16 protein-coding genes are annotated in these 20,269 nt (G+C 69.6%); 8 read left to right on the forward strand and 8 right to left on the reverse strand.

Annotation, left to right across the window (positions count from 1 at the left end):
• On the forward strand, positions 1 to 1,409 hold a 1,409-nt coding region (locus tag NL1_RS07920), incomplete at its 5' end, for a phosphoenolpyruvate carboxykinase (GTP) (protein ID WP_067835922.1).
• Positions 1,410 to 1,463: 54 nt separating this feature from the next.
• On the opposite strand, the gene NL1_RS07925 is transcribed toward NL1_RS07920, so the two are convergent.
• Positions 1,464 to 2,198, reverse strand: coding sequence for an HD domain-containing protein (locus tag NL1_RS07925; protein ID WP_067835924.1), 735 nt, complete (start codon positions 2,196 to 2,198; stop codon positions 1,464 to 1,466).
• Between the two features lie 163 nt (positions 2,199 to 2,361).
• Between NL1_RS07925 and NL1_RS07930 the strand changes: the two genes are divergently transcribed.
• Together NL1_RS07930 and NL1_RS07935 are read left to right on the forward strand one after the other, a co-directional pair.
• Positions 2,362 to 3,315 (forward strand): GlxA family transcriptional regulator, encoded by a 954-nt coding sequence (locus NL1_RS07930; RefSeq protein ID WP_156094727.1) that lies wholly within the window; start codon positions 2,362 to 2,364, stop codon positions 3,313 to 3,315.
• A gap of 181 nt (positions 3,316 to 3,496) precedes the next feature.
• The gene (locus tag NL1_RS07935) at positions 3,497 to 3,697 is read left to right on the forward strand and encodes a hypothetical protein (RefSeq protein ID WP_067835926.1); all 201 of its coding nucleotides are present in this window, start codon (positions 3,497 to 3,499) and stop codon (positions 3,695 to 3,697) included.
• 220 nt (positions 3,698 to 3,917) lie between these two features.
• Here the strand turns inward: NL1_RS07935 and NL1_RS07940 are convergent, their stop codons facing one another.
• On the reverse strand, positions 3,918 to 5,363 hold the full coding sequence (locus tag NL1_RS07940) for an aldehyde dehydrogenase (RefSeq protein WP_067835928.1): 1,446 nt from the start codon (positions 5,361 to 5,363) through the stop codon (positions 3,918 to 3,920).
• 242 nt (positions 5,364 to 5,605) lie between these two features.
• Between NL1_RS07940 and NL1_RS07945 the strand changes: the two genes are divergently transcribed.
• Positions 5,606 to 5,899: a hypothetical protein gene (locus tag NL1_RS07945; protein WP_067835930.1), complete on the forward strand. Its 294-nt coding sequence runs from the start codon at positions 5,606 to 5,608 to the stop codon at positions 5,897 to 5,899.
• A gap of 8 nt (positions 5,900 to 5,907) precedes the next feature.
• Here the strand turns inward: NL1_RS07945 and NL1_RS07950 are convergent, their stop codons facing one another.
• Both NL1_RS07950 and NL1_RS39900 read right to left on the reverse strand, forming a co-directional pair.
• A complete protein-coding gene (locus NL1_RS07950; RefSeq protein ID WP_084510385.1) occupies positions 5,908 to 6,690 on the reverse strand; it encodes a class I SAM-dependent methyltransferase in 783 nt (260 codons plus the stop codon).
• A gap of 132 nt (positions 6,691 to 6,822) precedes the next feature.
• Entirely contained in the window at positions 6,823 to 6,957 is a 135-nt protein-coding gene (locus tag NL1_RS39900; RefSeq protein ID WP_255284318.1) for a hypothetical protein, read from the reverse strand.
• Positions 6,958 to 7,247: 290 nt separating this feature from the next.
• Here NL1_RS39900 and NL1_RS07955 point away from each other — a divergent pair, with 290 nt between their 5' ends.
• Positions 7,248 to 8,417 (forward strand): glycosyltransferase family 4 protein, encoded by a 1,170-nt coding sequence (locus tag NL1_RS07955; RefSeq protein WP_067835932.1) that lies wholly within the window; start codon positions 7,248 to 7,250, stop codon positions 8,415 to 8,417.
• A 34-nt stretch (positions 8,418 to 8,451) separates the two neighbouring features.
• On the opposite strand, the gene NL1_RS07960 is transcribed toward NL1_RS07955, so the two are convergent.
• Entirely contained in the window at positions 8,452 to 9,669 is a 1,218-nt protein-coding gene (locus NL1_RS07960; protein ID WP_067835934.1) for a polysaccharide biosynthesis protein, read from the reverse strand.
• 381 nt (positions 9,670 to 10,050) lie between these two features.
• Here NL1_RS07960 and NL1_RS39320 point away from each other — a divergent pair, with 381 nt between their 5' ends.
• Both NL1_RS39320 and NL1_RS37380 read left to right on the forward strand, forming a co-directional pair.
• Positions 10,051 to 12,108, forward strand: a complete 2,058-nt coding sequence (locus NL1_RS39320; RefSeq protein ID WP_373862533.1) for an MmpA family trehalose lipid delivery protein — start codon at positions 10,051 to 10,053, stop codon at positions 12,106 to 12,108.
• A 292-nt stretch (positions 12,109 to 12,400) separates the two neighbouring features.
• Positions 12,401 to 12,559, forward strand: coding sequence for a hypothetical protein (locus tag NL1_RS37380; protein ID WP_156094728.1), 159 nt, complete (start codon positions 12,401 to 12,403; stop codon positions 12,557 to 12,559).
• 117 nt (positions 12,560 to 12,676) lie between these two features.
• On the opposite strand, the gene pgfA is transcribed toward NL1_RS37380, so the two are convergent.
• Positions 12,677 to 13,831, reverse strand: coding sequence for a cell envelope lipid trafficking protein PgfA (gene pgfA, locus NL1_RS07975; RefSeq protein WP_067835937.1), 1,155 nt, complete (start codon positions 13,829 to 13,831; stop codon positions 12,677 to 12,679).
• A gap of 205 nt (positions 13,832 to 14,036) precedes the next feature.
• On the opposite strand from pgfA, the gene NL1_RS07980 reads away from it, so the two are divergent.
• On the forward strand, positions 14,037 to 15,266 hold the full coding sequence (locus NL1_RS07980) for an acyltransferase family protein (RefSeq protein WP_084510386.1): 1,230 nt from the start codon (positions 14,037 to 14,039) through the stop codon (positions 15,264 to 15,266).
• Between the two features lie 208 nt (positions 15,267 to 15,474).
• Here the strand turns inward: NL1_RS07980 and NL1_RS07985 are convergent, their stop codons facing one another.
• Positions 15,475 to 15,882, reverse strand: a complete 408-nt coding sequence (locus tag NL1_RS07985; protein ID WP_067835939.1) for a VOC family protein — start codon at positions 15,880 to 15,882, stop codon at positions 15,475 to 15,477.
• A 128-nt stretch (positions 15,883 to 16,010) separates the two neighbouring features.
• Complete coding sequence (locus NL1_RS07990; RefSeq protein WP_245673141.1) at positions 16,011 to 20,264, reverse strand: alpha-(1->3)-arabinofuranosyltransferase; 4,254 nt, start codon at positions 20,262 to 20,264, stop codon at positions 16,011 to 16,013.
• Between the last annotated feature and the right edge of the window lie 5 nt (positions 20,265 to 20,269).

Below are 20,269 nucleotides of genomic sequence, written 5' to 3' on the forward strand. Positions count from 1 at the left end.
AGGACCCCAAGCTGGGCGTGGAGCTCACCGACTCTGAATATGTCGTGGTCTCGATGCGCGTGATGACCCGCATGGGCACCGCCGCCCTGGAGAAGCTCGGCGCCGACAAGCCGTTCGTGAAGGCGCTGCACTCCGTCGGCGCGCCGCTGGCCGAGGGCCAGCAGGACGTGCCGTGGCCGTGCAACGACACCAAGTACATCACCCACTTCCCCGAGGACCGCGAGATCTGGTCCTACGGCTCCGGCTACGGCGGCAACGCGCTGCTCGGCAAGAAGTGCTACTCGCTGCGCATCGCCTCGGCCATGGCGCACGACGAGGGCTGGCTGGCCGAGCACATGCTGATCCTCAAGCTGATCTCCCCGGAGAACAAGGCCTACTACGTCGCCGCGGCGTTCCCCAGCGCCTGCGGTAAGACCAACCTCGCGATGATCCAGCCGACCATTCCCGGCTGGCGCGCGGAGACCCTTGGCGACGACATCGCCTGGATGCGTTTCGGCAAGGACGGCCGCCTGTACGCGGTGAACCCGGAGTTCGGCTTCTTCGGCGTCGCGCCGGGCACCAACCGCCAGTCGAACCCGAACGCGATGGCGACCATCGAGGCGGGCAACACCGTCTACACCAACGTCGCGCTCACCGACCACAACGACGTCTGGTGGGAGGGCCTGGAGGGCGAGCCCGATCACCTGATCGACTGGAAGGGCAACGACTGGTACCACCGCGAGACGGAGACGCTGGCCGCCCACCCGAACTCGCGCTACTGCACCCCGATGTCGCAGTGCCCGATCCTGGCCCCCGAATGGGACGACCCGCAGGGTGTGCCGATCTCGGCGATCCTGTTCGGCGGCCGCCGCAAGACCACCGTCCCGCTGGTCACCGAGTCCTTCGACTGGCAGCACGGCGTGTTCATGGGCGCGACGCTCTCCTCGGAGCAGACCGCCGCGGCCGAGGGCAAGGTCGGCACCGTGCGCCGCGACCCGATGGCCATGCTGCCGTTCATGGGCTACCACGTGGGCGACTACCTGGGCCACTGGGTCAACGTCGGCAAGAACGCCGATGCGGCCAAGCTGCCGAAGATCTTCTACGTCAACTGGTTCCGTCGCGGCGCCGACGGCCGCTTCCTGTGGCCCGGCTTCGGTGAGAACTCCCGCGTGCTGGAGTGGATCATCGGCCGCATCGAGGGTTCCGCGCAGGCCGAGCAGACCGCCATCGGCCACGTGCCGACCGCGGCGCAGCTGGACCTGGAGGGCCTGAATGTGGACGCGGCCGACGTCGACGAGGCGCTCGCGGTGAGCGCCGAGGAGTGGCGCAAGGAGATCCCGCTGATCGAGGAGTGGTTCGAGTTCGTCGGCGACAAGCTGCCTTCGGGCGTGCGCGACGAGTTCGAGGCTCTGAAGCAGCGCCTGGGCTGATTTTCTTTCGCGATCGCCCGCACCGTTTTCGGTGCGGGCGATCGCGTTTTTGTGTTATTCGGGGAACGGTGCCAGCCGGATCAGCGGCGCGAATTGGGCGACGGAGAGCAGCCATTCGGCGCGGCCGTCGGGGACGGCGGCCGCTTCGGCACGCAAGGCGGCGATCATGTGCTGCTTGAAGGTGTGGCGGGGGTGCCGGTGCAGTAGTTCGGCGACCCAGTCGGGGGCCAGATCGGCCATGCGCAGGCCGAGCACGTCGACGCTCGCGCCCGCCGAGACGAAGCCGAGGTCGTCCGGGCGGTCGGCGACGCCGATGGTCAGGTGTGCGGCGATGGCGGCGCCGATGGTGCGCGCTTGTTCGGGTGTCGCGCCCACTCCTTCGGCGAACGCGACCGCGCGTTCCGCACCGGTCACCGCGAAACACCTTCCGGGCGTGGGGTGTTCGAGGTGCAGGTCGTGCAGCAGGCACGACACGTACGCCAGTTCGTCGTCGTAGCGGACGCCGTCGAGTTCGGCGAGCGCGCGCCCGAAGAAGTAGCTCCGGTAGGAGTGTTCGAGGACGTGCGGCGTAAGGCATTCGCGCGCCTCGTTTTCCGCGGCCCGTGCCAGCCGGGAGTCGGGTAGTCGCAGGTCGGTGAAATCGATGCGGCCCGGGCCGCGTCGGCCGAGGGCGAGCCGGACCTGCCCGGCCACGATGCCCGGCAGGGCGGTGACCAGCTTGCCGGTGAGCTTTCTGCGTTGGCGGCCGGTCAGTGCGCCGCCGGTTTCCGTGGCCCATTTCCAGTCCATGCCCGCCGGTGCTCTGTTGTCTTCTGCTGGCGCCCTGTTGTCCTTTGCTGGCGCACCCACGCCGACCTCCTTCGTCTCGGTGGTCTCAGTGAACCGGGCCGCCGCAGGTCGCGGCCAGTGGCGGGAATGCCAGTAAGGCTCCGATTCATGCCAAACTGTAGGCGTGAAACAGGTGGTCGCCCTCGCCCTGGACGGCGTGATGACCTACGACTTGGCCTGCGCGGTCCAGGCATTCCGGCACGGGCCGAGCAAGACCGGGGAGGGACGCGGCTTCGAGATGCGGACCTGCGGTGTGCGGCCCGGGCCGGTGTGGACGCCCAACGGCTTCGACCTGCACGTCGAATACGGAGTGGAGCTGCTCGAAGAGGCCGACATCGTGGTCGTCCCCGGGATCGGCCTGCCCACCCTGGCGCCCCCGCCCGAGGTGATCGAGGCGCTGCGCGCGGCGGCCGGGCGTGGCGTGACGATGGTGAGCATCTGCGTCGGAGCCTTCGTGCTCGCCGCGGCGGGTCTGCTGGACGGGCGGCCCGCCACCACGCACTGGGCGTATTGCGAGGAGTTCGCCACGCTGTTCCCCTCGGTCCGGCTCGACCCCGGCGCGCTGTACGTCGACGACGGCGACGTGCTCACTTCCGCGGGACTCTCCGCCGGTCTCGACCTGTGCCTGCACCTGGTGCGCCGCGAGCTCGGGGCAGGCTTCGCCGCGGAACTCGCGCGCTGGAACGTGACGCCGCCGCACCGCGAAGGCGGTCAGGCGCAATACATTCCGGACGCGCTCGGGCGCATCGGCGACGGATCGCAGGGGCTGGCCGGGACCATGGCTTGGGCGGCGTCGAATCCCGCTGCGGCGCCGGATGTTTCCGCGCTTGCCCGACATGCGCTGATGAGCGAGCGCACCTTCATCCGGCGCTTCAAGGCGGAGGTGGGTGCGACGCCGCGGCGCTGGTTGGAGGCGCAGCGCACCGCGCGGGCGCGCGAATTGCTGGAGACCACCGATCTGCCGGTGGAAGTCGTTGCGGCGCAAGCAGGTTTCGGCAGCGTCACCGCGCTGCGCACGCATCTGCGCGCCGCGACGGGCGCGACTCCCGCCGGCTATCGCCGTTCGCTGCGCCGCTGACCCGCTTGCGCACCCGGGGCTGTGAGGTGCGCCACGCCGTGTCCTATTCTGATTTCGATATCGGCTTCACAACCGATCGGTGCCCTCGTCGCTTGGCCGTGCCGATCGGAAGGACTACTGCCCTGTCGCCGTCGCGGCCCCGGCGAGCGGCGCGTAGAGACGCGTGAGAGGTGGTTGGAGCATGACCGATCTCGAGTTCGATCCCTTCGAAGCCCCGGTGGTGACCGAGGCCGAGCCTGCGCCTGCGAGCACGCCCCTGCGCCGCCACGCAGGCCGCCTCCAGAAGGTGCTGCCGCCGGGTTGGCGGGTCGAGATCGTGGACTCGTGCATCCAGCCGGGTGGAGACGATACGGCCGCGCTGCGGGTCGTGATGCCCGATTAGGGCACCGGGGGCGAGCCATGCCGCTCGCCCCCGGTGCCCTGACCGCATGATGCCCTTCCGAAGCCGCGCACGGCCGGAGCCGCGACGTCCCGGGCGGGACCGGACCTTGGCCGCACCGGCTGGAGCGGAGCATCGGACGGAGTCGGACCGACGCCGCGCACGGCTGGAGCGGAGGCGCCGGACAGAGCCCATCCGACGCCACGCACAGCCGGAGGTACTCCTATCCGGTCCAGCCGAGCGGCATCAGCAGCGACTTCTGCTCGCAGAACGCGTCGAGACCCTCGGGGCCGTTCTCCCTGCCGAGCCCGGAATTCTTGTAGCCGCCGAACGGCGACGTCGGATCGAAGGCGTACCAGTTGATCGCGTAGGTCCCGGTGCGCACCCGCGCCGCGATCTGCGCGCCGTGCTCGATATCGGTCGTCCACACCGAACCGGCCAGGCCGTAGGCCGAATCGTTGGCGATGGCCACCGCCTCGTCTTCGGTCTCGTAGGGAATCACCGAGAGCACCGGGCCGAAGATCTCCTCCTGCGCGATGGTCGACTTGTTGTCGACGTCGGCGAAGATCGTCGGTTCGACGAACCAGCCGCGGTCCAGGTCGGCGGGCCGTCCGCCGCCGAGCACCAGGCGCGCGCCTTCGGCCTTGCCCTTGGCGATGTAGCCCTCGACGCGTTCGCGCTGGCGCTCGGAGATGAGCGGGCCGTACGCGACGGCGGGATCGGTGGGATCACCGGTCTTCTGCGTGCGCACGTACTCGACGAGCGCGTCGAGGATCTCGTCGTAGCGGCTGCGCGGGGCGAGGATCCTGGTCTGCGCGACGCAGCCCTGGCCACTGTTCATCAGGCCGGAGAAGGCGAGCACCGGAATGCTGGCCGCGATATCCATGTCGGGCAACAGGATTGCCGCGGACTTGCCGCCGAGTTCGAGCGAGACGCTCTTGAGCTGTCCGGTGGCGATGGCGCCGATCTTGCGGCCGACGGCGGTGCTGCCGGTGAAGGTGAGCTTGTCGACGCCCGGATGCGAGACCAAATATTCGGCGACGTCGGCATCCGCGGGCAGCACCGAGAGCACGCCCTCGGGCAGGCCCGCCTCGGTGAAGATGTCGGCGACCATATTGGCGGTCAGCGGCGTGAGCGGCGCGGGCTTGAGCACCACCGTGCACCCCGCGAGCAGGGCCGGAGCGAGCTTGTTGACCGCGAGGAACAGCGGCACGTTCCACGCGGTGATGGCCGCGACGACGCCGCGCGGTTCCCGCGTGACGCGGGTGGTGCCGAACCCGCCGACGCGCGTCTCCTGCCACGGAAACGTCTGCGCGAGTGCGGCATACGCGTCCAGCGCGGCGGTGGCCGGTATCTGGTTGAGCGTCAGGGCGATCATCTGCGGTGCGCCCATTTCCGCGGTGAGCGTCGCGAGCAGATCGGCCGAACGCTGCTCGATCAGGCGCGCGGCCCTGGTGAGCACCGCGGCGCGCTCGAGCGGTGGGGTGGATGGCCACGGTCCGTGGTCGAAGGCATGCCGCGCGGCGGCGACGGCGGCGTCGACGTCGGCCCGCTCCACCACGGGGACGCTGCCCACCGGCTCGACCGTGGCCGGTGAGATGACCTGAAGGCGCTCGGTGCCCGCTGGCGCAGTCCAGCGGCCGCCGATGAACAAGCTGTCGTAATGCATGAGAACACGTTACAGTTTTGTGGCCCGCTTGTCTGTAACCTGTTTCAGTTTCCTCTCAGCGCACGCGCCTGACCAGCTCGAATTCCAACCTGTCGGTTCGCTTTTCCGAGAACGCACTATTGCGTTCTGTTGCTGGACCGTGGATGCTGTAGCTACTCATCAGCTCGCTCCCGCGTTTCCCGGCCGAACCAGCTTCGGCCTTACAGCATTGATCTCCAGACCGTAATTGGGGTGAACGAGTCATGGCGGTGCAAGTGGTCGGCCGGTCGTTGATGACCAGCGATCAGACCGAACATCAGGCCAAGAGTGTCGGCGCGGGTGGCTGGGTGGTGTCGTTTCTACCGGGACGCACGCTCACGATCGAGCAGGCCACGGCGGCGATGCAGGCCGCGGAGGCGGTCGCGGCCGTCGGAGTCCTCGCCGATCAGGTCGGATTGACCACCCTGGAGACGGTCGGGCTGGCCATTCAGGAATCGCCATGGGAGCGGGACGGGTCCTGCGGCCGCCGCTGGCGCCGCGGCTGGCTCGCGAAGTAGCTTCTCGCTCAGGCCGATTTCGTCGCGACGACGACGAGGTTGCTGACGGCGAGCTCGCGCACCGCGGGTACGCGCACCAGCCACCAGGCCCAGTGCGGGTGGTAGCGCGGGAAGACGGTGTGCACGTCGGCCGAAGTCGTTGCCGCCCAGCGCAATCCTTCGGAAGCGCGGACCGCGAACAGCGACTCGCCGTACCGGTTCTTGGGTTCCTTGCCCTGCTTGCGGCGGTACCTGCGGGCGGCGTACTCACCGCCGAGGTAGTGCCACGGGCCGGTCTCGTGTCCGCCGAACGGGCCGAGCCAGACCGTGTAGGAGAGCACGATCAGTCCGCCGGGGCGGGTCACTCGGACCATCTCGTCGGCCATGGCCCACGGCTGCGGCACATGTTCGGCGACATTCGACGAGAAGCAGATGTCGACGGCGTTGTCGCGAAACGGCAAGGCCATGCCGGAGCCGCGCACCGCGCCGGAGACGGACAATCCGGCGGCGTGCATCTCCGAGGGGTCGGGCTCGACGGGAATGTAGCGCGCTCCGGTCTTGGCGAATTCGTCGGCGAAATAGCCGGGGCCGCCGCCGACGTCCAGAATCGTCGTTCCCGCGAGGTCCGCTCCGGCGAGGTCGGCGTAGAAATCGCCGATCATTTCGGCGGTGTCGGTGGCGAGGCCGCCGTAGAAGCGCGCCGGATCGGTCTGCTCGAAACGGAAGCTGCCGAGTAGTCGCAGCGACCGGCGCAGCGTCGCGCGTCGCGCGAATCGGGGCGCGTCGGAGGGCGTGATTTCGGCTCTCAGCACGGCGCCGAGTTTCGCACAGGCCGATCGTCGGCCCGTCGACCGCCCGCTGTGCGCGCGCTCGCGGTTTGCTCACGCGCGTGCGAGCCGAAGGCGGTCCGGCGCCGCGCGCACCGGACCGCCGCTTCTGTCGGCTCAGCCGACGCCGCTGCTCGCGCCGCTTCCGGTCGAGGTGGACGACGTGATCAGGGCCAGGATCATGCCGAGCAGACCGTCGAGGTCGCCGCCGTTCCCGGTGCCACCGCCGGTCCTCGTCCGTGCCATTTTCATGGTGTTCTCCTCATCGTGACGGCCGGCCTGCCTGCGACCGGCCCTGCCCCTGGAAATAGGGGGTGGCGGGAGGGTATCCAGATCTGCCTGTGAAATGAGTGTGTTTCAGACAAATCGCTCGAAATCGCCTCGAATCGGCGATGACGTGCCAAGATGATCGCTGGCTTACCTGCGCCCGCGCTCCGGGCGCGCGCGTGCTGTTTCCGGACTCGGTCCGGCTGTGTTCGTTATGGTGTAGCCCGATATCCGCGTTCCCCGCCGGGACCTGACCAACCGAGAGAAGCTCCACCGTGCGCGAAGTCCTCCTGCTCTGCTGGCGTGACACCGGGCATCCACAGGGCGGCGGCAGCGAGCGGTACCTGGAACAGGTCGGCGCGCAGCTCGCCGCGCGCGGGGTCAAGGTCACGCTGCGCACCGCCCGCTACCCGGGCGCGCCCAAGCGCGAACGCATCGACGGCATCGACATCAGCCGCGGCGGCGGACGCTACACCGTCTACCCGCGGGCACTGGCCGCCATCGCCCTCGGCAGGCTCGGCATCGGACCGTTGCGCGGAGTGCGGCCCGACGCGGTGATCGACACCCAGAACGGCATTCCGTTCTTCGCGACCGCCGCGGCCGACGCGCCCTCTGTGCTGCTGGTGCACCACGGGCATCGGGAGCAGTGGCCGGTCGCCGGACGGCTGATCGGCCGGATCGGCTGGTGGATCGAATCGCGGTTGTCCCCGCGCGTGCACCGCGAGAACCAATACCTGACCGTGTCGCTGCCCTCGGCGGAGGAGCTGGCCACGCTCGGTGTCGACCGCTCGCGCATCGCCGTCGTCCGCAACGGGGCCGAACCGGTTCCCGTCGACGCCCCGACCGGCGCGGCGACGACCCGCACGTCCGAACCGCGCGTCGTGGTGCTGTCCCGGCTCGTGCCGCACAAGCAGATCGAAGACGCGCTCACCGCCGTCGCCCGGTTGCGCGACCGGATTCCCGGTCTGCACCTCGACGTCGTCGGCGGCGGATGGTGGGCCGAGAACCTCCAGGACACCGCCCGCGAGCTGGCCATCGCCGATGCCGTCACCTTCCACGGGCACGTCGACGAACGGCGTAAGCATGAACTGCTCGCCCGCGCCTGGGTGCACGTACTGCCCTCGCGCAAGGAAGGCTGGGGGCTGGCCGTGATCGAGGCCGCCCAGCACGGCGTCCCGACCGTCGGCTACCGCAGCTCCCGCGGCCTCACCGACTCGATCGTCGACGGCGTCACCGGTCTGCTGGTCGACGACGTCACCCAGCTCACCGCCGCCGTCGGCGACTTGCTCGAGGACTCCCCGGCGCGCGGCGTCATGGGGGAGAAGGCGCGCGCGAGGGCCAGGGAGTTCTCGTGGGAGCAGACCGGGAACGGTGTGTACGAGGTGCTCGCGGCGGTCTCGCGCGGGACGCATGTGTCGGGGTTGGTTGCCGCGCCCGTGGAGTGAGCTCCCCGCGGCCAATCACGCCGACCCGGCACGCTCAATCCGCCGCGGGCTGGGTTTCGGCGGGTTCGGTGCGGTCGGCGGTGCGCAGGACGACGACCGCGACCAGGATCGTCGTCACGGCGGCGACGGACACCGCGGTGGTGATCAGCGCCGGGACCGAGCGGGCGAAGGAGACCATGAGGGTGACCTCGACGGCGAGGCCGAGCCAGGTGACGGCGGCCAGTGCGGTGCGGTCGACCGCGATGGCGGAGAGCACCGCGCCCTGGAGCACCGCGAGGATCGCGCCGTGCAGGGCGAACAACCAGAGCAGGTCCTGGATCGGCGCGTAGTCGTGGCCTGCGAGCAGCGGGGCGACGGGTGCGGCGAGGGCGGCGCAGAGCACCGCGACGATGCCGATGCCGGACAGCACCGCGAGGGCGTCGCGGATCGCGCGCGCCGAGTGGGTCGGCTGGGCCATCCGCGGATAGAGGACGACGCCCACCGCCTGCGGGAGCCAGAAGGCGATCTTGGCGGCGATGGCGCCGAGGGCGTAGCGGCTGGCGTCGACCTCGTCGAGGACCATCCGCACCACGATCAGATCGGCCGACGACAGCGCCATCAGCGCGGCCTGCACCTGAGCGGCGCGCAGCACCGGAAGGACGCCGACGGTGTGCTCGCCGGGTTCGCTCTCCGACGTCGGCGCACCCGCCAGGACACGCGCGAAGATCGCCGCCGCGACCAGCCCGAGCGCCGCCGCCCACAGCGCCGCCCCGGCCCCACCGCCGAGCGCGAGCACGATCAACGCGGGCGTCACCCGCGCCACACCCGCCGAGCCGAGCACCACCGCGAGCTCACGGAACCGCCTGCCGCCTTGCAGAATCCCCTGCTCGCCGGAAAGCAGCACCAGCGCGGGCGCGGCGACCAGCGCACCGGCACACGCCACCACGCCCACGTTCAACGCGGCTGTCACCACCGGAACGAGCACGGCCGCCACCACCGCGACGATCAGCGCGCACCGCCACTGCAAGCCACGCAGCGCCGCTACTTCGGCTCCGCGCACCCGCTCGCGTGCCACCACGTTCTGCAACGCCAGCGCGGGCACCGCACACAGCAGCTGCACCGCGAGCAGACTCGCGAACTCGCTGTATCCCGTGACGCCGAGCCACCGCCCCGCCAGCAGCTGCAGCAGATACCCCGCGACGTTGGCGGTCATCGCGCCCGCCGTCACCAACGTCAGATCCGCCACTACGGGAGGACGACGGACGACAGACATTCCGCAATCGTCCCACCCAATCCGAAACACCTGCGCACGGGCCCGGTCACGCAGGCACTCGCAGCCGTCCGAGTGCGCAGGCATCGGGTGCTCGAGGGCCTGTCCGTCGGGCGCCGCGATCGACGTGCGGAGACCTGCGGACACGAGTACGACCACCGAAGACGACCACCGCTCGCAACCAACGGCACGCCCGGGGCACAGGAGAGGCTGCAGATCGGCGGCGTCCTCATCGGCGCGTCCACGTGGCCGCGGAGCTGGGGCATGTCGATTTCGAAGCCGTGCCCCACGACGGGGTCGCCCGCGGTCGGCAACGCAGTCGAGCCGCTGCCGCGTGCCCGCTGCCCGGACAACGGCACGGTTCGCGTCGTAGGGTTCTGATCCGTGGGTGACGGCGGTGCGGGTCTGCGCGAGCGGGTGGTCGCGGGCGGGTTCAGCGCCGCGCTTGTCGCGGTGGTGGCCGGGCCGCTGCTCGGTCCCGGGTATCTGCTGCTGCGGGATGCGGTGAGCACGCCGCGGTCGTATCTCACCGACTCGGCGCTCGGGCTCGGGGATTCCGCGCCGCGGGCCGTGCCGCAGGACGCGCTGCTCGCGACGGTGACGCCGCTGGTGGACGGCGGGTTCGTCGTGAAGGCCATTCTCGTCCTCGCGCTGTGGGCGGCCGGGTACGGCGCAGCGGTGCTGGTGCGGGAGTTGTTGCGCGCGCCGCTGGCCGCCCAGCTGGTCGCGGTGACGGTGGCGCTGTGGAATCCGTACGTGGCCGAACGGCTGTTGCAGGGACACTGGAGCTTGCTCGCCGGATACGCGGCGCTGCCGTGGACGGTGCTGGCCGCTTACCGCCTGCGGTCGGGGCCGCGACGCGTTTCGAGACCGGACGAGGCCACCGAGGGGTCGCGCGCGCTTCGGCGGCCCGACGCGGAGACAGTGGGCGCGTGGGCGTCGCTCGCGGGGTGTTTCGCCGCCGCCGGGCTGACGCCGACCGGCGCGCTCCTCGCGGGCATCACCGCGTTGGTGACCATCCGCCGCCGACATCTCCCCGGCACGCTCGCCCTGCTGGCTGCGGCGTCGGCTCCCTGGTTGACCGCGACGCTGCTCTCGGGCGCCGGAGCGGAGCCATCGGACCCCGCGGGCATTCCCGCCTTCGCCGCGCGCGCCGAACCCGGGCTCGCCACACTGGGTTCGCTGGCCGGGCTCGGCGGTATCTGGAACGCCGATGCGGTGCCGGATTCGCGCACCACGCCACTGGCGCTGCTCGCCACCCTGTTGCTGCTCGCGATCGTCGTCTCCGGCATCCGCGCGGTCGCCACGGCCCAGACCGGCGGGCGAGAGAGCCTGCGCATCCGTCGCGCCCTGCTGGCGCTGGCCGCCGCGGCCGTCGTGCTGCCCGCCCTCGCCGCGACCGGCTGGGGCATGGAAGCGATGGAGTGGCTGGTCGTCAACGTGCCCGGCGCGGGCCTGCTTCGTGACACCCAGAAATACGTCGCACTGGCCGTGCCCGCTTACGCCCTGTGCGCGGCGGCCGGCTGCACTGCCCTCGGCGCACTCCTTCGCGGGACAGACTCCGCAACAGCCGGTACCTCCGAAGAGAGGTACGGAAGGTCCTCGGCCGCAACGGGGATCGTTGAGCGAAGCCATGAGAAGCCTGCGACCACAACAGGACCCGCCGAGCCAAACCATGGGAAGCCCCTTACCGCCACGGGTCCCATCGAGCAAACCCACGAAGAGCGGTCGCCTGCAACAGGCCATCCGCAACGTGGAACATCCTCGGTCGCAAACGATCGTTCTGAAGCGCCCACCTCATCACGCGGAACCATCTTGGCCGCAACGGCATTCATAGCCTTCCTTATCCTCCCCTTGTTCGACCTCGCCTGGGGTGTCGGCGGTGCGATGCGCCCGGTGCACTATCCCTCCGGCTGGCAGAACGTAGCCGAACACATCGACGCCCCCGGCGATATCGCGGTCTTGCCCAGCGGCATGTTCCGCAAGTTCCCCTACAGCGGCGCCGCCCCGGTCCTCGATCCCGCACCGCGCATGCTGCCCAACGACGTGCTGCAGACCGGCGAGCTCCCCGTCCGCGGCCGCACGGTGTCGGGTGAAGGCTCTCGCGCGCGCGAAGTGGAAACGATTCTGCTGCAAGGTGGTTCGGCGCGGGATCTATCGCGCCTCCGCGTCGAATGGGTCCTGGTCGAACGCACCACCCCCGGCCCCCTCGGCGAATCGAAAACCACACTTGCCCAACTCGAACCGGTCTACACCGACGACCACCTCGCGCTGTACCGAGTTCCGGGCCCCGACCCTACCGCCGTGCCGCAAAACCACCGCTGGATCGCAGCGGCCGCCCACCTCCTCTGGGCCGTATTGCTGGTCGGCTGCCCGGTGCTCGCGGTGGTAGCAAAACGCAGCTCCCGCACCGAATCTCGGCCGCTCGACATCGAAAACTGAGACGACCCAGCGAAATCACCACGGTCGCACCGCAATCACCGCTGGATTGCGACTATCGCCCACTGCAACTGCGCATAGCAAACCACAGCTCCCGCACCGAATCTCAGCCGTGTGAAATCGACAATTGCGATGGCCCAGCGAAATCGACTGTGGTTCTGTCCGCCAATCCCGAAGGGTTCGTAATGGGCGGAGACCGGCGCTCGATTCAGCCACCGAGGTCATATTCGTGACCGAAACCAACTCGAGAAGATCGGGTTCGAGATGATTCGAGTCGATCGCCACATCATCGCGGGTGCCCAGCTTCGCCGGTGCGGTGCTGATGTCCGTTGCTCCCGCGCAGGCTCAGGCCCCGGTCGAGCCCGAGGCGATCGGCAACAGCGAGATTTCCAGCGGTTCGGCCGATCTGAACCGCTTCTTCTGCGGCACCATCTGGCGTCCTGGCTGCTTCTGATCGCCCGGCGCGCAGAACGACGAAACCCACGGCGCGGTGAGGCGACCGAGAGCGCGCAAACGACAACGGCCCCCCGGCCGTATGGCCGGGGAGCCGCTATCTCGGAACCGCTAGCGCCTAGAGGTTCTTCTTCACATTGATCTGCTCCGTCGGAGCATCATCGGCACCGCGCGGAGCGGAGCTGCGCGGCGGGGTGGCCGCACCGCTCGGGGGCAGGTTGCCGCCGCGGGCCGGGCGGGCCGGGGCGGGGGCGCTGCCGCCGCGAATACCGAGGATCGCGCCGAGGATCGCCAGGATCACGCCGAGCACACCGAGCACGATCGGCATGATGCGGCCGTACAGCGCGAGCCGGTCGATGCTGTCCTGGGCCACCGACATCTGCGACTCGATGGTGTTCTCGTCGAAGATGATGTTCGACTTCAGGGCGGTGACGTCCGGCTTGTCGCCGCTGCGCGCGTAGTAGAGGTGCAGCTGCTCGCCACCCTTGATCACGGTGCCGGTCTGCGGCTCCACCCACAGGTCGCGGGTGTTGGTGTAGAAGCGGGTCATGGTGACCGGCTCTTCACCCTCGAGGCCCCACTTGGCGGCGGGCAGCGACAGGCGGTTTGTCGGCGCGGGCACGACGTCGTACAGGTTGGTGACCGGGACGGTCTGCCGGAAGTGGTAGACCTTCATGCTGTTGATCTCGGTCTCTTCGACGAAGTCGATGTCGAAGGTCGCGCGTGCGTTGAGGTCGAAGTACGGGTACGACTTCTTCTCGGTGCCGATCGGGAAGCGGTACTGCAGACCAGTGCGATGTACGGGGTCGGCGATGCTCTCGCCTTGCGGGTTGGCCGTGACGGCGATGGAGCCGTTCGGCTCCTTGTCGACCGGCTCGCCGGTCTTGCGGTCGATGGTGACCCGGTCGACGACCGCGGTGAGCAGTCCGGTGTCGCCCTGCTTGTCGATCCGCCGCAGGGTCTGACCGGCCTGGATCGTCATCTGGGTGGCGTCGGAAGGCTCTTCGACCGTGACGAACCGCTGCGAGATCAGCGGAACGTTGGTATCCACCTTGGCCGCACCCTCAGGGGCGGTGAGCGACCTGGAGTCGAGCACCAGGCTTTCCGAGCCCTGCTGACTGTTGGCGATGGTGGTGATCTCGAGGTCGAGAGGAGTCTTGGCCAGTTTGTCGACGGTGTAGGTCGGAATCATCAGCGCCATGACGATCAGCAATGCGCCTAGACCTACGAGCAGGCAGGCCACCGTCCTTCTGGTACCGGCACTCAGTGCCATGCAAACACTCCTCGTCGTAGAACACAGGTCGGTCCGTTCAGTACCGCGGAGTAACCCACGGCACTACGTGAGCCCCGACACTAACAGTCCATTGGCGTACCATGCGGTGCCGAGGCCGGAATCCGACCAGAAATCGCCCGAGTTTAGCGCGAAAAGTGAAACGTGTAGTTCTCACCTGGGAAAATCCCTGGCAGACTGGAGCCCGATGACCGCCACACTCGCCGCCGACACCGCGGCCGCGACCTCGGCCCGGTCGCGTGGTTTCGTTCCCGCGCTGGAAGGCATGCGCGGGATGGCGGCGCTCGGCGTCCTGGTCACCCACGTCGCCTTCCAGACCGGAGCGACGGGAATGCCGGTGCTCGGCCGGGTGTGGGAGCGCTTCGACATGGCGGTCGCGGTGTTCTTCGCGCTCTCCGGCTTCCTGCTGTGGCGCCCGCACGCCACGGCCGCGCGGGGTCTCGGTGCCGCCCCCTCTGCCGTCGACTACCTGCGCCATCGTGCGGCGCGCATCCTGCCCGCCTACTGGGCCGTGGTCTGCGCCGTGCTGGTGCTGCTGCCCAGCGCCGCCGACACCGCGGGCCTGCGGGTATGGATGTCCAACCTGGCGCTGCTCCAGGTCTTCGTGCCGTTGACGCTGACCGACGGGCTCACCCAGATGTGGAGCCTCTCGGTCGAAGTGGCGTTCTATCTGGTGCTGCCGCTGCTGGCGCTCGCCGTGGTCCGGCTGCGTGGGAAGTCGGCCCGCTGGCGAGTGCCCGCGATCCTCACGTTGGCGCTGGTCAGCCTGAGTTGGAACTTCCTCCCGGTGCCGACCCCCGACGCGATTCACGCCGACAACTGGCTGCCCGCCTACCTGCCGTGGTTCGCGGCGGGCATGCTGCTCGCCGAACTCGCCGATGATGTGCATCCGCTATCACTCTGGCGGCGGATCGCGGGCAACCAGCTGCTGATGTGGACCGTCGCGCTGATCGCCTTCCTGTTCTCGTCCACCGATTTCGGCGGCCCCGCCGGACTCACCCGCGCCGAACCGTGGCAATACGCCGCGAAGATGGGCCTCGGCGCGATCATCGGTTTCGGCCTGCTCGCTCCGCTCGTGCTCGGCGACCGGAAGCACCGCTGGCTGGAATCCTCGGTCGCGGCAACCCTCGGGCGCTGGTCCTACGGCATTTTCCTCTGGCACCTCGCGGTGCTGTCGATCGTCTTCCCGGTCTTCGGCATCCTCCCGTTCGCCGGAAGCTTCGTCTGGGTCCTCATCCTGACCGTCGCCATCACCCTGCCCGTCGCGGCAGCCAGCTACGCCCTCGTCGAGGAGCCGGCTCGGAAGCTGGCCCGCCGGATGGATCGCAGGAAGAGCGGACGGAAGGTTCCGCCGACCCCGGAGCCGCAGTCGGTCCCGCAGGATGCGCCTACTCCGGCGCAAGTGGGAGCGCCCTGAGGCCGGGCAGTTCTCGGCGGCGCGAGCGTGGCCTTGCCTCTCGGATCGTCTGCCACGTCGGCGGCGGTCGTCCGGGATGATGGCGCCGGACATTCGTAGTTCTGGCAATCGCGGAGCCGCAGCCGGTCAGCCTGCGGGGTGCGTCTGCTCCGGCGCAGGTGGGAGCCCCCTGAGTCGGCCGGGCAGCGCGGACGGACTGTAACTCGGGTCAAGCTGCTGGCGGCTTCGGTGAGCCGAGAAGATCCCATCGGTTGCCAGATATGTCGAGGAAGACAGCGACCCGTCCGTACACCTCGGTGCGGGGCGAGGTTACGAACTCGACTCCCGCAGCGGTCATTCGGCGATACGCGGTTTCGAAGTCGTTGACGCGGAGGAAGAATCCGACGCGACCGGCCACTTGGTTGCCGATCGCGGGGAGTTGCCGGTCGCCATCAGCTTTGGCGAGCAGGATTCCAGTGGATGCAGTTGGCGGGCGGACCACCACCCATCTTTTCGGTCGGCCGTCGTTCGTCAGCGAAGGCGAATCTTCGATCAGGTCGAAGCCGAGTATCTCCACGAAGAATTCGATGGCCGGGTCGTACTCGGTAACCACGATCGTGACCAGTTCCAAGTGCACGCTGTGACTGTATGGCGGACAGACGCCGGACGCCTGGTTGTGCCGCTGATTGCGCTATCCACATTTGAAAAAGTCGAAACCGCTTCCGCAGCAACCCTTTCTCTCCCGTCGATCCTCCTCCGAGGACGCTAGCGTCGAGGGCCCCGTCGGCGCGGTGGGAGTGCGGCGAGCCCGACGGCGATCACCGCGACGAGCGCGGGCAGCTGCACCCAGAGTGAGTGACCCATGTAGCCGCCGGGCGCGCGCCACGGGCCGGTGGACAGAGCGGCGGCCGAGATGGCGGTGCCGAGACCGGCTATCGCGGCGAGTGACCGCGCGGTGTGGCGGGCGGCGAAGCGGGCTGCGGCCACGCCGGCCACCGTCAGCGCGGTGCCGACGGGTCCGGCGATGATCGTCGCTGCCGCGGTGAGGCCGAGCGCGCCCACGATGCGGTTGTGCCAAGGGTGAGGCGGGCCGACCGGAGTGACCGCCAGTGCAGCCGTATCCTCCCGGGCTGTTTCGGGATCGGTCGACGCACCGCGAACACGCCTGCCCCGCAAGGTAATCCGCCGACGTCGCGGAATCGCGAGCAACACCAACGGAACAAGCAGCACCAACCCACCGAAAATACCCAGGCGATACCACCGATCGACCGGGAACGAGATGGTAATGGGCCCTGAGGCGTCCGCGGGCAGCAACCACGCCTGCTGCCATCCGTCCACCACGATCGGCTCGAGCGAGCGCCCGTCGGCGGTATGCGCCTCCCAGCCGACGTTGGTGCTCAGCGGCAGCACCAGCAGGCGCAGGTCCGTGGCCGGGGCGGCGGGTTCGAAGTTCGTGCGGTTCAGGCGCAGCCGGTCGGCGGAGAACAGTTCGGTGGGCGCCACGACGACGTCCGCGCGGCCCTCCGGAACGAGGAGCGCCTCTTCGGCGTCGCAGACGCGCGCGGGAACCGGTGCACTGGAACGCAACTCACCGACGGTCGCCGTCACGGAAGTACGCACGGTGCGTCCGCCGAGCGCGATCGTCGGGCCGAGCTCGCAGGGCACGGTGATCTCGCGATCCAGACCGGCCTGCGCGGGATAGTCGGGGCCGAGCACCGCGACCTCGGCGATGCCGGGCGGCTGGGTCATGGCGAAGCCGAGCGCGGTCTTGTCCAGCACCGGTGTCCAGCTCTGCACGCTGAGCTCGATGCGGTCGGTGACCGTCGGGTGCAACGAGATTCGCGCCGGTTCGCCGGGCGCACGCTCGTCGAGCTCGCGCACCTGCGGGCCGTTGCCGAGGTTCACCGACACCGAAAGGGGAGCTGCGGGCAGCCCGCCCAGCGACGCGGTGATGTCGAGACCGGTCACCAACGCCGGTTCGGGCAGTTCGATGGTGAGGGTCGGTTTGGGTCCGGTGAGGTTGCGCACCGCGTCTTCCGGCGCCGTCCAGCTGGTGCGGGTATCGCCGTCGGTCGCGGCGAACGCGGAGCCGCGCAGATCGCCGACGTCGCTCTTGCCGCGCGCCACCGGCCTGCTGTCGTCGGTGAGCAGCGCCTCCAGCGCGGGGCCCTGCCTGGTGCGCACGGTGAGCTCGGGCGCGACCGTCATGGGTTCGGGGGAGTTGAGGGTGCGTTCGAAGGCGCCGGGCTCCTCGGGCGCCAGCGCCAGCGCCTTGCTGCATCGCACCCGGTCGGGAGCATCGAAACACGCACTGCGCCCTGGGAATTCCTGGCCCAGATCCCAGGCCGTCACCTGCGCGTCGGCGGGCGTGGCGGGCAGCACCGTGCGGTGCTGGATGTCCACTCGGACCGGTGCGTCGCGGTCGCGGTAGTCGTCGAGAGTCAGTTCGCTGATGCCGAATTGGCCACCGCCGGAGCCACCCTCGGTGCGGATGGCGGTGATGGTCAGCCAGTCCGTGCTGCCAGCGGGCAGTGAAATCGACACGGTCGCACCGGGTTCGGTGATCCGCGCCGAGACGCTTCCGTGCGCGGTGCGCACCTCGACCCATTTCACCGGATCGCCGATCGCCGCCGCACTGGTGGTCAATCGCAGCAGGCCGGAGCTGATCGGCTGGTCCAGATCGAGCCGAAGCCATTGGCCCACAGCGCGTTCGGTGCCATTGCTGATCCACGCTGTGGAGGGATCGCCGTCCACCACCGCCGCGGTCGAGCTGCCGGGAGCCGCACCGCCCAGCTGGGTGGCATCGGCGGCCGAACTGGACGCGGTCACCGTCGCGCCGGACCATTCTCCGTGCACGAGCTCCGCGCCGGGCACCGGGTAGTCCGGCACCAGATTGTGGGTGCGGCGCCCGTCGTCGGGCGCGCGCAGCGCCGAATTGTGGTTGTCGACACGGCCGAAATCGGACTCCCGCTCCATCGGCGTATCGGTGACGACGAGCGGTCCGATCGGCACACCGGCGCGGGTGGCGTCGGCCGCGAACAGCGTCGGATGCGGCGCGGAGCCATCGCGGTGCAGCCGCTCGAGCACTTCCGGCCCGCCCTGCACCATCGGGACGGTGTCGAGCGGAACCGTGTACGCGCCGGGGAACGACTCGGGAGCCCCTGTGCCGGAACGGATCTCGGTCCCGGAACCGCCCTCGCCGGGCGGACGCGGATCGACGCGGTAGATCTCGACGGCCGGATACGCCGGTCGCAGATCCCCGTCGGCGACCAGGTTGTCGGCGACGACGTTCGTCTCGATCGGCGAACCGAACTGGGCCACCTTCGTCAGACCAGGGGACCCTTCGATCGCCCGGTGCGCGAGCATCGGCCTGGTCGACCGCGAGGTCTCCGGGTCGAGATCGTTGCGCAGCACCAGGATTCCGATGCCCTGGCCGGCCAGCGTCGCGGCCAATCCGGCCGAGGGGCGGCCGTCCGCGATCAGTCGTTGCACCGAGTCCATCGCGCGGATGGTGCCCGGCGGGTTCAGCGGAACCGCGTCACGCACCGCCCACGGCGTGCTAGCCAGCGCTTGCAGCGGCTCGTCGCGGGTCAATCCCCAGACCTGGCTGCCGAAAGGCGCGCCGGGCACCACCAGCGCGCGAGTGTCGGCGGCATTCTCGGCCAACCAGTCCGCGGTCTGATGCCAGTAACCGGGCACCTCGTCGTAGGAGCCGCGCGGGGCCAGCTTGCCGGTCCAGGCCAGCGAGGTGGACAGCGCCAGCGCGGTGAGGATCAGCCCGGCGACCGCGACCATCCGATTGCGTTCCGGATGGGCGAACGCGCTGCGCCACACCGGCAGCGGCACCGACGCGGGCAGCGGTACCCGCGCCAGCAGATGCGCCAGACCGAGCATCAGCGGAATACGGATGAGCGGCTCGAGTTTGTGCACGTTGCGCAGCGGCGCGCCGCTCGAATCAAGGAAGACCCGCACCGAGTCCGCGAACGGCCCGCTGAGCTCGCCCACATAACCCGCGCAGATACCGACCAGCCCGACCATCAGGATCAGCACCAGCCGCCCGCGATACGGCATCGATCGCATGGCGAGTCCGGCCATGCCCGCCGCGGCGAGCAACCCGGTGGCCAGCACCGCGGCGGGCTGGGTCACCAGGACCGCGCCCGCGATGCGTTCCGGCGAGACGAACGGTGTCCAGCTGTCGGTGCCGCGCAGCACCTCGGCGAGCGATGCCCACTGGGTGGTCACGCCGGAGGATTCGATGTAGTCCAGGAACGGCGGGCTCACCTTGCCGAGCAGCAGCAGCGGCACGGCCCACCAGAACGTGGCGAGCACGAGCAGCGGAACCCAGGCCGCCGTGAAACGCCACCAGCGCTTGTTCGGCTTGTACGAAGCCCACCAGAGCAGGGCGGGCAGGAACGCCGCGACCGTGGCCACGGCGTTCACCGCACCCATCAACGCGAGCGCCAGCGCACTGCCCGCGGGCGAGGCGGCGCCGCCCCGCTTGCGCCGCTGGTACGCGGCGCCGAGGGCGGCGGGCGCCAGCAGGACCCACGGTGCGAGCACCATCGGCAGGGTCTCCGAGGAGATCGAGCCGAGCGTGGTGAGCACGCGCGGGGACAGTGTGTACGCGACCGCCGCGACGATCCGGGACCCGCGGCTGCCGAGACCTAGCGCCTCGCACAGCCGGACGATGCCCCAGAACCCGGCGAGCAGCAGCAGTGCCCACCAGATCCGCTGCGTGACCCAAGCGGGCACGCCGAGCAGATCTCCGGCCGAGAAGAACGCGCCGTGCGGGAAGAAATACCCGTAGGCCTGGTTCTGCACCTGGCCCATGGGGGCCTGGCTGCTCCACAGGTGCGCGGCGCGGTCGAGGAAACCCAGCGGATTCTGCGCCAGGTCGTACTTCGTGTCGGCGACCGTCTGTCCGGGCGCCTGCAGGAAGGTGAACAGGAACGCCACGACGACCGTCGCGGCGAACCATCGTCTACCGAGCGGCGCGGCCTCGGACGAATCCGAGGCCACACCGG

Source organism: Nocardia lijiangensis NBRC 108240 (assembly GCF_001613045.1).
Taxonomy (GTDB): domain Bacteria; phylum Actinomycetota; class Actinomycetes; order Mycobacteriales; family Mycobacteriaceae; genus Nocardia; species Nocardia lijiangensis.